The sequence below is a fragment of the Laedolimicola intestinihominis genome, from assembly GCF_040096155.1.
In the GTDB taxonomy this organism is placed as follows: domain Bacteria; phylum Bacillota; class Clostridia; order Lachnospirales; family Lachnospiraceae; genus Laedolimicola; species Laedolimicola intestinihominis.
The window spans coordinates 70,631-85,474 of sequence record NZ_JBBMFE010000002.1; the positions used below are offsets into that span (position 1 = coordinate 70,631).

The following is a 14,844-nucleotide window of genomic DNA, read 5'->3' on the forward strand; positions in this document are numbered from 1 at the left end:
GCCACCTGCTTTTCTGTTATTCCGCGTGGAACGGCTTTACATCCTTTACCGCTTCTTTTACGCTGATTTCCTTGTCGTTCTCATCAATATCCAGCAGATGATACTTGTCATTTCCCATACCCAGCTCTTTCATGTAGGTGAGCTGGCGCAGGCCGTGACGGGTCTCCATGCGCTCTACCAGGGCGTGATGGTCATGCTCACTCAGGGCGTATACCAGGTCTACGGACGCCTGATCCACGGCCAGAATGTCAGTGGAGGCTACAATACCGATGTTCGGGGTGACTACCGGCTCTGCTGCCACGCCTTCACAGTCGCAGGATACGGACATGTTGCGAAGGACGTTGATATATACGATCTTATCGCCGAAATGATCAAAGACAGATTTGGTGGACTCGGTCATGCGCTCCATGAATTCTTCTTCGGCGATACTCCACTGGTTGTCGGATCCCTCTACGGTGTGGATCCATTTTTTTCCGATGCGGCCGTCTGCGCAGCCGATACCGATGTTCTTATTGGATCCGCCGAAGCCGCCCATGGTATGTCCTTTGAAATGGGTCAGAGCCAGGAAGGAGTCGTAGTTCGCCAGGTTTTTGCCTACGGACATTTCTTTGAACCATTTGCCGCCTTTAATCGGGAACAGAGCTGTGCCGTCCTCGTCCATGATGTCTACGGGGCAGAAGGTCCAGCCGTTGACCTTCAGGGTCTCCCGGTGCGCTTCGGTGGTGTAGCGGTCGCCTTCGTAGTAGGTGTTAGTCTCGACGATATTGCCGTTCGGGATATCGTTTTTGATGAGGGACTCTACCCACGGACGCGGAATGATGTTCGGGCCGTGCTTTTCGCCGGTGTGCAGCTTGACGGCTACTTTGCCGGTCAGGTGGCCGCCTACTTTCTGAAATATGTTATGCAGCCCTTCTGCGGAGAGGTCTTTGGTGAAGTATACGGTGGATTCGCCGCCGGTGCGCTCCTCATAGGAAATATAGTGATCACCGCCGGTTCCGGGTGTTTTCTGATCTGACATGTTGAAATCCTCCTTTTATAGATGCTTTTGGCAAAATAATGCTTTTGGCAAAATAATGCTTTCGGATAAAAATAGCCTACTCTGATTTTATTTTAAACCTTAAAGTAGGGTTGAAGTCAAGGATTTTTTATCTCCTGCTTACTTATTCTAAGACGGACGGAAGAGAGGGGCCAGAGAGTTGCAGTTTTTTATATTTTGTGTCTTGGCTTTATACCCCTATGGGTATAGTGTGTCGTTACAAGTCATATACCAATAGGGGTATATGTAATATGTGCTTGTATGATAAGAAAGGAGTATTAAAGTTATTATGAATGCTGTTATGGAGAAGCTGGAGGCCTTTGGGGAGCTTAGTGGTATATAAAAGGATATTTCGTTTCTTGTTATCTCTACTCTTGCTCTGATAGCGAGCCTGACGGGCTTGATGCCCGGGTTACCGTTTGATCCGGCCTTTCGTCCCCCCTATTTATTAAGACTTTCTAAAGATTCTTTCTATATCCTTGACATTTTTTCATGAATATTCTATTGTACTAATTAAGTAATACAATTTGTCTGTAACTATGTGAAAGGAGCGTGATCCCATGCCCTGGATCCTTGATGACACCCGTCCCATCTACCTACAGCTGGAAGACATCATCAAATCCAAAATCATCGCCGGCATCTATAAGCCCGGCCAAAAGCTTCCATCCGTGCGGGAACTGGCCGCCGAAGCCGCCGTCAACCCCAACACCATGCAAAAAGCTCTGGCCGAGCTGGAACGCAGCGGCCTGGTCTACACTCAGCGCACCAGCGGCAGATACATCACCGAGGACACCGCCATTATGCAAAATCTGAAACACCAGCTGGCCCACGACCTGATCCAGCAGTTTCTGGAAGCCATGGCCCACTTAGGATACACCAGAGAAGAAAGCATTCAGCTTCTCATCGAAGAAAGCAAGGAGGAAGTGTAAATGAACGAACTCTTAACCTGTACAGGGCTCACCAAGCAATACGGCTCTAAGGCTGCCCTGGACAACCTGAACCTGACCTTACCCCGGGGCCGCATCATCGGCCTCTTAGGACCAAACGGCAGCGGCAAGACGACCCTGATCAAGCTTATCAACGGCCTGCTCGCTCCCACCGCTGGACAGCTGTACATCAATGGAAATGAGCCCGGCCCTGACACCAAAAAAGTCGTCTCTTACCTGCCTGAACGCACGTATTTCAACAGCTGGATGAAAGTCAACGACATTCTGGACTTCTTCTGCGATTTCTACGCGGACTTCCGCCGGAACCGCGCCGAAGATATGCTCCAGCGTCTGGGCATCGACCCGACGGCCCGCCTGTCCACCATGTCCAAGGGTACCAAGGAAAAGGTGCAGCTCATCATGGTTATGAGCCGGGACGCTGACCTGTACTGCCTGGACGAGCCCATCGGCGGCGTGGATCCGGCAGCCCGGGACTATATTCTCCAGACAATCATTTCCAATTATAATGAAAATGCGTCGGTTCTGATCTCGACTCACCTCATTTCCGATATTGAAAATGTGCTGGACGACGTGATTTTCATCCAGAACGGCCACATCCGCCTGCATACTTCCGTGGATGCTATCCGGGAGCAGGAAGGGAAATCGGTGGACACTTTATTCAGGGAGGTATTCAGATGTTAGGAAAATTGATAAAATACGAATTTAAGGCAGTGAACCGGTTGATGATTCCGCTGCATCTGGGGCTCATTGCCATTACGATTTTCGGCCGCTTTTATGTTCAGCTGGCGCTGAACCGTCCGCGCTTCAACGACGGGAATGTTTGGATGACCTTTGCGGACACATCTCTGATTATTTTTTATGTCATCGCGCTGGTCGCCATCGCGCTGATTACTTCCATTTATCTGTCGATCCTGCGATTTCAAAAAAATCTGTTCACAGATGAAGGGTACCTGATGCACACGCTTCCGGTATCTGTCCATGAACAGATCTGGGGAAAGCTGATCGTGGCGACTGTCTGGATTGCCATCGATACGGTGCTTCTCATTCTTTCTATTCTGGTGATGTTTTTAAACAAGGATCTGATCTCTGCGGTCTTTGATGAGATCCCTACTCTGTTTATCAGTTTTCGGGACAATTTCGGGGTATCTCCGGTTGCTGCAGGGCTTGTGTGGATTCCGCTTTTTGTTTTATCGGAAATGGCGAGTATCCTGATTTACTATATGTGTATTACCATTGGACATAGCTTTCATACCCATAAAATTTTGTCTTCTGTCGGTATTTTTGTGGGCGTTACGATTCTTTCTAACGTAATTGCCGGTATTCTGACCGGAATTACTGCTACTACCTATTCCACTGGGACTTCTCTGTTTTCCGGTCTGTCGTTCACGGCTCATATGTTTTCGGCCAGCTGGTCTAATACGACGGCTTTCTGGCTTAGTTCGGTTATTTCGGCTTTGATTTCGTTGATGCAGGGTGGGGTTTGTTATTGGCTGACGGCCTACTTTATGAAGAATAGTTTGAATTTGGAATAATAAGACGGACGAAAAAGAGGGGGCGGGAGACTTTGCTTACACCGTGTTCGGACATTTCACGGACAGTCATGTGTAAGCAAAGTCTCCCGCTCCCTCTTTTTCTGACCATGAAATGAACCAATACATGGAATACCCTGCGGGTATCTCTAAAAACAGGAAAACCGGGACCCAGCCCGGGAAATTTTTCTTTCACTACGGTATCCGGCTGTCCGCGAAGCGTCCGAACACCTCGAAAGAAAAATTCCCCGGGCTGGGTCCCGGTTTTCCGTCCGTTATTCACTTTTTATTACTGCCACTGCCTCTTCCGATGTCTCCGCATATCCATCACAGCCTGCATCCGTAACCGGCTGTTCAAACGCTATCACACGGACGCCGACACTGCGTGCGGCTGAGAGAACACTTTCCAGCGCTTCTTCATGATTGGCGTGAATCGCAATTACGTCTACGTCCTCGGCCACCAGCTCGTTGACTGCCAGCATCTGATACTCTATCGGATCTACGTCACAGAGGGCAAAGGTACGATACTCCAGCCCACGGGCCTCGTCTGCTTCTGCGGCGGATACATCCGGCGTCTTTACATGAAGTTCTGCGCCCAGAGCTTCCGCCAGATTCTCAAAGTCTGTCTGTACCTGTTCATTCTCCGAATCGTCCCGGCTGGTCAATATCAGACCGATACGTGAAATCTGTTCTCCTGCATCTGGATTTTCCTGTTCTATCGCTTCGGATTTCTTCTCTGAGGCTTCTGCCTCCGCCACTTTTTCCTGCCCGCAGCCGCTAAGCGGCCCACACAGCAATATTCCCAGCAATGCGCATGCCAGTAGCATTCCCTGTTTTCTGATGCTGTACCCGGTTCCGCGTTCTGGATGCTCTGTCTGTTCTCGTTTCTTGTTCTTCCACATTTTTCCAGTTATCCTTCATAACGGACTGCCAGATACCAGGTGTCCTCTTTCTCGCTGATCCGCCACTCTTTTTCAAGCTTAAGCTCTTTGTTCTCCCGTATCCAGCGCTTTGCGTAGCCCCGGTCATGGGCGTATACAAAAATCATGGAGCCGGGCCTCAGCAGTGCTTCTGCCCGCTCGAACAGAGCGCGGTACAGACAGTCCACATCGTGGGCGGTGCGGTTTTTGCCCTCTCCGGGCATGTCGGTGATGATTTCATCGAATTTATATTCGTGGCTGAAGTCCCGCATGTCTTTGTTGATGAAATGAGCCGGGATGCCTGCTGTGGCGGCGTTTTCCCGGGCGGCTTTTATGGCCGGGCCAAAGATGTCGGTGCCATAGAGGGTGTCGGCGTGTACTGCGTAGTTCCGCTCAAAGAGCAGGGTACCCACGCCGCAGAAGGGATCCAGCACCCGGGCATTTTCTTTCATGTAAGGTTTTGCCAGTTCTGCCAGTACGGCAGCCAGGGCAGGCTGCATGGAGGCTGCCACGCTGTGTTTCCGGTAGGCGAAGCGGCGATCCGGCAGGCCGGAGAATTTAAGTAAGGGCAGGAATCCGCCGGATTTTTTCTCGTTAAGGCGAAGCTCTACCTCATAATCTGACGTATCGTTCAGCATATTGCCGCCGGTCTCCAGCATCAGGCCGTCTGCCAGTTTTTTGGTAAAGCGGCTGCGCTCCTCCAGGTTCATTTTGCTGCGGCATTCGATCCGGAACTGCCAGGGAGCGCCGCCCTCGTAGTATCGCTTCAGGACTTCCCGCAGATTGGATTCTGCCAGCTCTTTGGCGGCGTTTTCCCGGGATACCTCGTCGATATCCAGGCAGAACAGCAGCTCCCGCCAGGTTCGGATGGACAGAAGTTCTCTGAGATCCCCGTCTTTTACCCGCATGCCGGATCCCATCATGGTGACTTCACCGCAGGTGATCTGACGGGCTGTCAGATCCCGGTAGTCTTTCCAGGTGGTCAGGATCACATCTGACAGTTCGTTTTTGCCTGTAAACCGACGTTTCTTCGCAGTCGCATATTCGGAAATCAGGCCGTTCAGGGCTTCCAACTCTTCGCGAAGATGCTTATCGTTTTCTGCAGTCCGCTTTTCTCCCAGCAAAATGCGTCTGCGCTCTTTCAGAAACGGCAGCTGCTCCTCGCAGTCGCAGCCCTGAAGCGCCAGCAGATAGGCGCTCTTTACAAAGCGCTGTTCTTCCTTCTCATAGGCTGCAAGCAGTGCGTCTCGGCACTCGTCTCTGCCCAGCAGTCCCAGCACAAGAGCCGCATTTTTCCGAATCTTGGGATCCTCGGATTTCAAAAGGGACAGCCAGAATTCCGGCTCCTCCTCGAATTTCTCATCCAGCCACAGACCTGCTGCCGGTCCTTCTTTCTTATCCCGCAGAAGTCCCCGCATGATGGACAGGCTCTGTCTTACGTCTTCTCCGTTTTTTATTTTTTCGTATAAATTATACAAGGTGTTCGTTTCCTTCCTGATACATAATTTTCACAGTTATGGTTATTTTCCCATATCCTTCGGATATGCACGCTCCGCTTTGGATGCCATTCGGCAAGGTTGCATACCCAATGATATTCTATCACATTCCACCCGATCTGCCAACGCATTTGCTTACCAGATTTGAATGCCTGCCCCGCAGGCTGCTATCTTTTTATTTCCAATAAGAAAGGACCGCCATCCGAAAATGGCGATCCCTTCCACCCCTATATAATTTCCCAATACATTTCGAAAATTTCGTTTTACACCTGTATTCTTACACAAACAATGTCAGGATACCAACCACCAGTACAATACCGAAGAGCAGCGCAGTGATGTAGCTGTTGATCGGCACATTTGCCAATACGGTAGATTGTAACAGGTTATTCAGAACTGTAGCAATCATGATACTTCCAATTCGGAATCATTCAGGCTCTGCCCGTCCAACAATCCGGTTCCCTGGACCACCAAGATGATGTCCGAGGAAGAGATGAAGAAGCGTATTGAAGAGGTTCAGGAAGACCCGGATATCGCTATCAACACCTACTTCAGCAAGATCTTTAACGTATGGCCGCCGAAGTATCATACCTTCTATCTGGACTATCTGCTTCATCCTCAGGAGGACGATTTCTGGCGTCCCCGTTCCATGAAGTATAAGTACGACAAGCTTAAAGTCCCGGTATACTTCAAGTGTGGCTGGGCTCCCATGGGCCGCTGGTCCGCTCCAGTCTTCAACGCGATGAATTCCAAGGAGCTGACCGCTTACAAGCGCTGCGGCGTTATGGAAGGCTACAACGGCATGGAACTGCCCTATCGCTTCATGAACGAAGAGAGCTTAAGATGGTACGATCACTGGATGAAGGGCATCGATACCGGTATTACCGAAGAGCCGCCCATGAAGCTGAATATTCTGGGCCGCGGCTATCGTTACGAGCACGAGTACCCGTCCTATATCCTGATGCCGTATATCCCGGAGACACCGGGCGAGCTGTGGCTGCAGCCCATGGTAGACGATGATATCGTCATGGGCGGAAGCGGCAAGGGCGGAACCCATTAATTTCTAATTACTGCCGTTTTTTAATATCCAAAGTTCTTCCGGTATCGATACATTTTCTGTTCTTTACAGGTAAACTCCTGCTCCCGCCTGAATCCAAGCTTTTCCAGCAAATGGCAGGACGCCGTGTTTTCAGCCTCTGCGTAGGCACTGATCTCCGGAAGCTCCAGCCAGTCCCTCCCGTAATCCAGCGCTGCCCGGCAGGCTTCCTCCCCGTAGCCCTGTCTCCGATAAGGCGTGTCAATCAGGTATCCCAGATCCAGCTCCGCCTCCGGGAGATAATCGGCGATTCCAAAACCGGCGCGGCCGATGATTCTGCCGCTCTCCTTCTCCAGTACCACCCACATCCCGCACTGATAAAGCCCATACATATACCGGATATAGGCCTTTGCCTCCTCTTCCCCGGTTTCCGGCAGGCCGTTTTCCCTGCAGATCCGGTTCAGCTCCGGCAGATCGGAAAGCGTCATTTCCCGAATCCGCAGACGTGCTGTTTCCGCGATGGTGACCGGAAGCCCCAGGGCTCTCGTATGTACCTGCTCCAGAAATTCTCGATCAATTTCCTCAAAGCCCTCCAGCAGGATCCGGCAACCGGACAGCTTCTGGCCGGGCAGATCCGGATTCAGATAACCGATACAGAAGAAGCCCTGCTCCAGCGCGGCTTTTTCCTCTGCGTCTGTCTCCACCAGACACAGCAACTCTTTGGGCTCCCCAAGGCTTCCGGAGGCCTTGGAAATCGCTTTCCCGCTGCCGCCCGGAACCTTCCTCCAGGGAAGCCCTGAGGCTGTCAGCGCGGCCTCCAGCGCCTCTGTATGGGACGCCTGTATAATCAGTCCTTTCAGCATTTTCGAAAAACTCCTTTACGTTCTCCCTGTTTTCGGCTAAAATAATAGATAAATACGGATATTAATAAAATGGAGGAATACATTATGGCACAGAATCCGGTAGTTACCATTGAAATGGAAAATGGCGATATCATCAAAGCGGAGCTTTATCCGGAAATCGCACCCAACACAGTCAACAATTTCATCAGCCTCGTGAAGAAGGGTTTCTATAACGGACTGAATTTCCACCGCGTTATCAACGGCTTCATGATTCAGGGCGGCTGCCCCCAGGGCACCGGAACCGGCGGACCGGGCTACTCCATCAAGGGCGAGTTCTCCCAGAACGGCGTCCAGAACGATCTGGCTCACACACCAGGCGTCCTGTCCATGGCCAGAGCCATGCATCCGGACTCCGCAGGCTCCCAGTTCTTCATCATGCATAAGACCAGTCCCCATCTGGACGGCGCTTACGCGGCTTTTGGAAAGGTCATCGAGGGACTTGACGTGGTAGACAAGATCGCCACCACACGCACCGATTTCCGCGATCGTCCCATGAAACCGCAGGTCATGAAGACTGTGACTGTCGATACCTTCGGCGTGGATTATCCGGAGCCGGAAAAACTGTAATAGGATACAGGACGGAAGCCTTTCAGGGCTCCGTCCTGTTTTTCGCCTCGCCTTTTATCTTCTTAAAATGTTCTTTGATCTGCTTCTCATACCCATTATCTGACAACTCATAAAACTTCTCTCCCAGCACCTCGTCAGGCAGATACTGCTGCTCTACATAATGATTCGGGTAATCATGGGCGTACTTATACCCTGTACCATGACCCAGCTTGCCCGCACCCGGATAATGGGCGTCCTGCAGATGGGGCGGCACGCTGGTGCGCTTTGTCTTCACCGACTCCATAGCCGCAAAGATGGCATTGACTGCGGAATTGCTCTTGGGCGCGCAGGCTACATAGGAAGCCGCCTGGGCCAGGATAATCTGTGCTTCCGGAAAACCGATGCGCTCCACGGCCTGAGCTGCTGATACCGCCACGGTTAAAGCCATGGGATCCGCGTTTCCCACATCCTCAGACGCGCAAATCATAATTCTGCGGGCAATAAACCGTTCATCCTCCCCCGCGTAAATCATTTTCGCCAGATAATAGACTGCCGCGTCCGGATCGGAGCCGCGCATACTTTTGATAAAGGCGGAAATGGTATCGTAGTGATTGTCGCCGGTCTTGTCGTAGCGCACCGTCCGCTTCTGGATGCACTCGGACATCACCTCCAGCGTCAGGTGAATCCGCCCGTCCCCGGAGGGCTCCGTGGTCAGCACGCCAAGCTCGATGGCGTTCAGGGCCGACCGGGCGTCGCCGCCTGCGATATCCGCCAGAAAATCCGCCGCTTCGCCGGTGATCTCCGCCTGATACGCGCCCATGCCCCGCTCTTTATCCGTCAAAGCCCGGTGAATCAGTTCCAGAATATCTGATTTTTCCAGTGCTTTTAATTCAAAAATCACAGAACGGGACAGTAAAGCTCCATTTACTTCGAAATAGGGATTCTCGGTGGTGGCTCCTATGAGAATCACCGTACCGTCTTCCACGAAGGGCAGAAGATAATCCTGCTGCCCCTTATTGAACCGGTGAATCTCGTCCACGAACAGGATGGTCTTGCGGCCATACATCCCCAGGTTATCCTTGGCCCGATTTACCACAGCCTCCATATCCTTCTTGCCGGCCACCGTGGCGTTCAGCTGGGTAAAATCCGCCTTTGTCGTATTGGCGATGACACGGGCAATAGTGGTCTTGCCGGTGCCGGGCGGTCCGTAAAAAATCAGTGAGCTTAATTTATCGGCCCGGATGGCCCGGTAAAGCAGCTTGTCCTTTCCTATGATATGCTTCTGTCCCACAATCTCGTCCAGGGTCCGGGGACGCAGCCGGGACGCCAGCGGCGCCTCCTGCTTCTGTGTATTTTCCCGCATATAATCAAATAAATCCATCTGTATCTCTCCTTGTACCCAGGCGCACTACTCCAGAATCAGTTCGTCCGCCGTCACAAATTCGTACCCTTTTTCCTGCAGCGCATCCACAATCCGAAGGGCCGCATCCACGGTGGTCCGGTAGGAATCATGCATGAGAATCACATCGTTTTCCTCCACATCGGATAGTACCTCCCGCACAATCTGGTCGGCATTTTTCACCTTCCAGTCCAGGGTATCCAGGGTCCAGAATACCGGAATCATCAGCACCTCACATTCCAGCTCCTTATTCCAGCTTCCGTAGGGCGGACGCACGTATTCCACCTGCTGTCCGGTGATGGCGGTAATAGCGCTGCTGGTGTCCTGAATCTCCGCGCAGGCCTCTTTTAAGGGCAGACTGTTCACGTCCACATGGTAAAAGGTATGATTGCCGATGAGATGCCCTTCCTCATGCATGCGCCGGATGATATCCTCCCGGCCCTCGATATTCTCGCCCAGCAGAAAAAAGGTGGCTTTTACACCGCGATCCGCAAGGCCGTCCAAAAGCTGCTCCGTATAGTATGGGTGAGGCCCGTCGTCAAAGGTCAGGGCAAGCCGCTTTGTTTCCCGGCCCACCGGATCCGCTTCTGCGCTTCTGACAGATTCCGATCCGGTCCGGATCTGCTGTCCGGCCTCCTGATTTTTACGCCAGAAAAAGGCGCCCAGCACCAGCATAAGCCCCAGAAGCCCCTTCCTGAGTCCCCGCTTCCATTCCGGATTTCTCCTGCTTCTTCTATTCACGGCCGCTCTCCCGGTTTGCTTTTACTGTAATATATGCCGGAAGAGCAGGCATAGAATCCTGCTCCGCCGCTTTTCTTATTTCTCTTTGTCGGACAGTTCTTCCGGATCTGTCTCCTCTTCGTCAGACGCTTCTGCCTGGTCCTTCAGGATCTTCTCGGTAATTCCTTCAAATTCCGGACGCAGCTTCCGTTTCATCTGATTTGCCAGGAAATAAACCAGTACCGGAATCAGGAGGTTATTTCCTGCCTCAGAATCCATCCCCACAATCCAGTACAGCAAAGCTCCCGCGCCAACAACGTCCAGCCCCAGTATTTTCAGATACGCGGTCTTTCTCATCTGGGTCATATCCTTCAAAAGACCGGTCAGCCAGGGCTCCACCACGTCGGAAAGCACCAGATAGCCAATTACAAAGATACCCAGCAGTACCTCAAAAATCTGCATATTGATATTTTTCGTAACCAGGGCATACGCCACATAGCCGAGCACGACTACGGTCATTCCGATGATAATACCTGTAGTCAGCCGCTGCGCCGCTTTTTTCTTTGCTTTCATCTCTTCTGTATTTTCCATATTTCCCCTTCTCCTTTTGCAAGCTCTCTGGCTCTCAGTGTACCAGAAAAAAATAATCCTTGCAAGTTCCGGGAGAATGTCTTACAGTTATCCTAATCTTTTTTGTCAGGAGGTAATTTCCCATGATTCCTAAGGATCCTATTATGCTTTTAAGCTGGATGAACACGCAGCTTCGCGATCACTACGCATCCCTGGACGACCTGTGCCGTTCCGAAAACCTGGAGCGCAGCGCCATCGAGTCTTCCCTGGCCTCCGTGGACTACGTCTACGATCCAGACACCAACCAGTTTACCTGATTCTTTTTCACAAACTACGCACCAAAACAACGAGGGGAGCGCTCGACGGCACTCCCCTCCATATGCATGGGTTTTGTTGGGTTTTCTTTTTTATTTCTGTACCTTGGACATGGCTGCTTCGTCGCAAATAACGGTTACATTCGGATGGAACTGAATGATGGAAGCCGGAACCTCCGGTGTTACCTCGCCGTAGAATGCCTTTGCCACGATGTCTGCCTTGTCTGCGCCTGTGACTACCATCAGAATCTTCTTCGCGGACATGATAGTTCCGATGCCCATGGTGTATGCCTGACGCGGTACGTCGTCGATGGACTCAAAGAAACGCTTGTTGGCCTCAATGGTCATCTCTGTCAGGTCTACGCAATGTGTCTCTTTGTCGAAGAAGCTGTTCGGTTCATTAAATCCGATGTGTCCGTCATGGCCGATACCAAGAAGCTGGATGTCGATTCCGCCAAGCTCCTGAATCAGAGCCTCGTAACGCTTGCTCTCCTTCTCCGGATCCGGCTCGGTTCCGTCCGGTACGTTGGTGCGGCTCGGGTCGATGTTAATTCTGCTGAACAGATGCTTATTCATGAAGTAGTAGTAGCTCTGGTCGTTGGAGTGATCCAGACCTCTGTATTCGTCAAGATTGACCGTTGCAGCCTTGGAGAAGTCTACCTCGCCGTTCTTGCACCACTCAGCCAGGCAGTCATAGATGCCGATGGGGGTGGAGCCGGTAGCCAGTCCCAGAACGCTGTCCGGTTTCGCGATAACCTGAGCTGCCAGAATGTGCGCTGCCATCTTGCTCATTTCTTCGTAATTCTTTACTGTAATGATATTCATACAAATTCCCTCCTGAAATTAATCATTCCCACTGGATATGATACCGCTTTCTCCCTTCGCGATATCCTCGATATTTTCATCTTAGCAATGAAAAAACACTCTGTCAACGGAATTACCGATTTGTGCAACTTATTTGTGTTTTTGTGTCACTTTTCCTTTAGATCGTTGGGATCTTTAGTCAAGCCACAAATGATTCAACGCAATTCGTTCTTCCAGAAATACCTTATTGTCTCTGCTCGGGTGAATCCGGTTGGTCAGAAGAATCATGCCTTCCCGCGTATCCATATCCATCAAAATCGAGGTTCCGGTAAAGCCGGTATGATACAGGATATGGTTTCCGTATTCCTTGTTCCATCCCAGGCCTCGATCTTTGAACGTGGTATCCAAAATCGTCTGGAACATCCCTTCGCTGAACAGTCGTCCGTCCCGCTGCAGATACGCCTCCACGAAACTCATCAAATCCGAAAGCGTGGAAAAGCTTCCATCTGCTCCAGACGCAGCAGTCGCCAAGGTCTTGTGCAAGCACAGACTTTGGCTCGTTGCTCGCGTAAAAAATAAGGGCAGGCAGGTTTTCACCTGTCTGCCCCCGGACTTTTCTATCCCCTTTGGCTTATTCTTCGCCTTCTGCGGCTGCCTCTGCCTCCGCGGCGCGCTCTGCAGCCATTTCCTCATTGTAGTGGTCTGCATGAAGTACCGCACGCTCTGCGTCCATCTCATCTGAGGAGTCGTCATCCTCCGGCATGATCTTGATCAGACCCTGCTCCAGCTCCTGGATAGCAATAGACAGCGGCTTCTTGCCCTTGCCGTCTACGAACGGCTCCTCGCCGCCGATGATCTGACGGGCACGCTTGGATGTAGCCAGCACGATGGAATAACGGCTGTTGACTACCGGAGTTTCGCCCTCCTCTACCTCGCTGTTGACGACCTTCATTAAATCGGAATATGACGGATGTAACATGTTTTCACCTTAACCTTTCTGAAATTTGCTGATATCTTTTTTGATCGTGTTAATAAGCTCCAGATTGCGGGAAACACGGCTGTGCTCGCCCTGTATAATCTGATGCACCTGTGTGACACAGGTATCTAAATCATCATTGATGATGAAATAATCATAATTTTCGATGCCCTCGGCCTCCTCGGAAGCTCTGGAAAGACGCTTCTCCACCACATCCAGGCTTTCGGTTCCCCGGCCTATCAGACGGTTCTTCAGGGTCTCCGCATCCGGCGTGGATACGAATAACAGCAGCGTATCCGGAAAACGCTTCTTAATCTGCAGCGCTCCCTGAATCTCAATCTCCAGAATCACGTCCCTGCCCAGGGCCAGCTGTTCTTCCACATAAGCCCGCGGGGTTCCGTAATAATTGCCCACATAGCAGGCGTGCTCGATGAGCGCCTCATCGGCTATCATCTGTTCGAATTCTTCTTTGGTGCGGAAAAAGTACTCTCTTCCATCCACCTCGCCCTCTCTGGGGCTGCGGGTGGTCGCAGAGATGGAAAGGGCGTAATTATCATAACGGCTGACCAGCTCCTTCATCAGTGTTCCTTTTCCTGCGCCGGAGAAGCCGGACACAACCAGTAAAATTCCTTTTCTGTCCATCTTATTCTCCCTACTCAATATTCTGAATCTGTTCCCGGACTTTTTCGATGCCGGTCTTCAGCTCAATGGCGTGATTGGAAATCTCCAGGTCGTTGGCCTTGGAAAGGATCGTGTTGGCCTCCCGATTCATCTCCTGAGCAATGAAGTCAAGCTTGCGGCCCACGCTCTCTTTCTCTTCCAGTGTGGCTCTCGTATGCTCGATGTGGCTGCGGAGTCTCACAATCTCCTCGTCCACACAAATCTTATCCGCGAAAATAGTCACTTCGGAAGCAATACGGCTCTCCTCAATCTGGGTATCGGAAAGGAGCTCCTTCACCTTATCCTCCAGCTTCGCCCGGTACTCGGCCACAATCTGCGGAGAACGCTCCTCCACATAGTCCACATGGACCAGCAGCTCGTCGAGCTTCGCAGTCAGATCCCGCTTCAGATTCTCGCCCTCCGTCACGCGGGTGGCTACGAACTGCTCGCAGGCGCCCTTTAAGGCCTGCTCCAGAAGCTTCCAGAGTTCTTCTTCGTCATCCTGCACCTCTTCCATCACCAGAACCTCCGGATAACGGGACAGGGCCCCCACCTTCACATCCTGATCCAGGCCGAAATCCTCTGCCATCTGCTTTAAATACTTCAGGTACTCCGCGGCAATTTCCTTATTATAATGAAGCGCCATATTGCTCTCGGACAGATCCTCGTAGGTTATAAAAATGTCCACCTTGCCTCGCTGAATATAAGTCTTCAGGAGGCTTCGGATGGCAGATTCAAAATAATTCAGCTTCTTCGGCATCTTGATGGCCACGTCCAGATATCTGTGGTTGACGGACTTCATCTCCACCGTCATTTTCCGATCCCCTTCGGATATCTCACATCGGCCAAAGCCTGTCATACTCTTTACCATGGTTGTTCTCTCCGCTCCGCAGTGTCTGATTTTCCGAACCTTTGCACTGCTCATTTGGATTTTATTGTAGTTGAATTTTTTCCACATGTCAAGTATACTTATTTAAAAGCTATTTGAAGGA

The 14,844-nt window shown here is 51.3% G+C and carries 19 protein-coding genes; 6 read left to right on the plus strand and 13 right to left on the minus strand.

Features of this window, described 5'->3' with window-relative positions:
• Positions 1–16: 16 nt before the first annotated feature.
• On the minus strand, positions 17–1,018 hold the full coding sequence (locus WMO29_RS02685; protein ID WP_349163651.1) for a DUF362 domain-containing protein: 1,002 nt from the start codon (positions 1,016–1,018) through the stop codon (positions 17–19).
• A 578-nt stretch (positions 1,019–1,596) separates the two neighbouring features.
• Here WMO29_RS02685 and WMO29_RS02690 point away from each other — a divergent pair.
• From WMO29_RS02690 to WMO29_RS02700, 3 genes are read left to right on the plus strand one after another with little or no spacing between them, the layout of a single operon-like run.
• Positions 1,597–1,965: a GntR family transcriptional regulator gene (locus WMO29_RS02690; protein WP_349163652.1), complete on the plus strand. Its 369-nt coding sequence runs from the start codon at positions 1,597–1,599 to the stop codon at positions 1,963–1,965.
• On the plus strand, positions 1,966–2,664 hold the full coding sequence (locus WMO29_RS02695) for an ATP-binding cassette domain-containing protein (RefSeq protein WP_178038548.1): 699 nt from the start codon (positions 1,966–1,968) through the stop codon (positions 2,662–2,664).
• Positions 2,658–3,515, plus strand: coding sequence for a hypothetical protein (locus WMO29_RS02700; protein WP_349163653.1), 858 nt, complete (start codon positions 2,658–2,660; stop codon positions 3,513–3,515). The genes WMO29_RS02695 and WMO29_RS02700 overlap by 7 nt, the downstream gene beginning before the upstream one ends.
• Positions 3,516–3,787: 272 nt before the next feature.
• Here the strand turns inward: WMO29_RS02700 and WMO29_RS02705 are convergent, their stop codons facing one another.
• The 3 genes from WMO29_RS02705 to WMO29_RS02715 all read right to left on the minus strand — a co-directional run bounded on the left by WMO29_RS02705 (position 3,788) and on the right by WMO29_RS02715 (position 6,334).
• The gene (locus WMO29_RS02705) at positions 3,788–4,414 is read right to left on the minus strand and encodes a substrate-binding domain-containing protein (RefSeq protein WP_349163654.1); all 627 of its coding nucleotides are present in this window, start codon (positions 4,412–4,414) and stop codon (positions 3,788–3,790) included.
• Between the two features lie 8 nt (positions 4,415–4,422).
• Positions 4,423–5,910, minus strand: a complete 1,488-nt coding sequence (locus WMO29_RS02710) for a methyltransferase domain-containing protein (RefSeq protein WP_349163655.1) — start codon at positions 5,908–5,910, stop codon at positions 4,423–4,425.
• A gap of 295 nt (positions 5,911–6,205) precedes the next feature.
• Positions 6,206–6,334, minus strand: a complete 129-nt coding sequence (locus WMO29_RS02715) for a hypothetical protein (RefSeq protein WP_349163656.1) — start codon at positions 6,332–6,334, stop codon at positions 6,206–6,208.
• An 84-nt stretch (positions 6,335–6,418) separates the two neighbouring features.
• On the opposite strand from WMO29_RS02715, the gene WMO29_RS02720 reads away from it, so the two are divergent.
• Positions 6,419–6,985, plus strand: coding sequence for a hydrolase CocE/NonD family protein (locus WMO29_RS02720; RefSeq protein WP_349163657.1), 567 nt, complete (start codon positions 6,419–6,421; stop codon positions 6,983–6,985).
• 20 nt (positions 6,986–7,005) lie between these two features.
• Here WMO29_RS02720 and WMO29_RS02725 read toward each other — a convergent pair whose 3' ends face one another.
• Positions 7,006–7,824, minus strand: a complete 819-nt coding sequence (locus WMO29_RS02725) for a GNAT family N-acetyltransferase (protein WP_349163658.1) — start codon at positions 7,822–7,824, stop codon at positions 7,006–7,008.
• Positions 7,825–7,908: 84 nt separating this feature from the next.
• Between WMO29_RS02725 and WMO29_RS02730 the strand changes: the two genes are divergently transcribed.
• Complete coding sequence (locus tag WMO29_RS02730; protein WP_178038535.1) at positions 7,909–8,430, plus strand: peptidylprolyl isomerase; 522 nt, start codon at positions 7,909–7,911, stop codon at positions 8,428–8,430.
• 22 nt (positions 8,431–8,452) lie between these two features.
• Here the strand turns inward: WMO29_RS02730 and WMO29_RS02735 are convergent, their stop codons facing one another.
• The 3 genes from WMO29_RS02735 to WMO29_RS02745 all read right to left on the minus strand — a co-directional run bounded on the left by WMO29_RS02735 (position 8,453) and on the right by WMO29_RS02745 (position 11,119).
• Positions 8,453–9,790, minus strand: a complete 1,338-nt coding sequence (locus WMO29_RS02735) for a replication-associated recombination protein A (protein WP_349163659.1) — start codon at positions 9,788–9,790, stop codon at positions 8,453–8,455.
• Between the two features lie 27 nt (positions 9,791–9,817).
• The gene (locus WMO29_RS02740) at positions 9,818–10,549 is read right to left on the minus strand and encodes a polysaccharide deacetylase family protein (protein WP_349163660.1); all 732 of its coding nucleotides are present in this window, start codon (positions 10,547–10,549) and stop codon (positions 9,818–9,820) included.
• A gap of 75 nt (positions 10,550–10,624) precedes the next feature.
• Positions 10,625–11,119, minus strand: coding sequence for a hypothetical protein (locus WMO29_RS02745; RefSeq protein WP_349163662.1), 495 nt, complete (start codon positions 11,117–11,119; stop codon positions 10,625–10,627).
• A 122-nt stretch (positions 11,120–11,241) separates the two neighbouring features.
• On the opposite strand from WMO29_RS02745, the gene WMO29_RS02750 reads away from it, so the two are divergent.
• On the plus strand, positions 11,242–11,415 hold the full coding sequence (locus WMO29_RS02750) for a DUF4250 family protein (protein WP_178038531.1): 174 nt from the start codon (positions 11,242–11,244) through the stop codon (positions 11,413–11,415).
• Positions 11,416–11,505: 90 nt separating this feature from the next.
• Here the strand turns inward: WMO29_RS02750 and nagB are convergent, their stop codons facing one another.
• The 5 genes from nagB to WMO29_RS02775 all read right to left on the minus strand — a co-directional run bounded on the left by nagB (position 11,506) and on the right by WMO29_RS02775 (position 14,723).
• Positions 11,506–12,237, minus strand: a complete 732-nt coding sequence (gene nagB, locus WMO29_RS02755; protein ID WP_178038530.1) for a glucosamine-6-phosphate deaminase — start codon at positions 12,235–12,237, stop codon at positions 11,506–11,508.
• Between the two features lie 174 nt (positions 12,238–12,411).
• Positions 12,412–12,954: a serine hydrolase gene (locus tag WMO29_RS02760; protein WP_349163664.1), complete on the minus strand. Its 543-nt coding sequence runs from the start codon at positions 12,952–12,954 to the stop codon at positions 12,412–12,414.
• The gene (rpoZ, locus tag WMO29_RS02765) at positions 12,848–13,195 is read right to left on the minus strand and encodes a DNA-directed RNA polymerase subunit omega (protein ID WP_349163665.1); all 348 of its coding nucleotides are present in this window, start codon (positions 13,193–13,195) and stop codon (positions 12,848–12,850) included. The genes WMO29_RS02760 and rpoZ overlap by 107 nt, the downstream gene beginning before the upstream one ends.
• Positions 13,196–13,204: 9 nt before the next feature.
• On the minus strand, positions 13,205–13,834 hold the full coding sequence (gmk, locus tag WMO29_RS02770) for a guanylate kinase (protein ID WP_349163666.1): 630 nt from the start codon (positions 13,832–13,834) through the stop codon (positions 13,205–13,207).
• 10 nt (positions 13,835–13,844) lie between these two features.
• Positions 13,845–14,723 carry a YicC/YloC family endoribonuclease gene (locus tag WMO29_RS02775; RefSeq protein WP_349163668.1) on the minus strand — a complete coding sequence of 293 codons (879 nt, stop codon included), beginning with the start codon at positions 14,721–14,723 and terminating at the stop codon, positions 13,845–13,847.
• Positions 14,724–14,844: the final 121 nt, after the last annotated feature.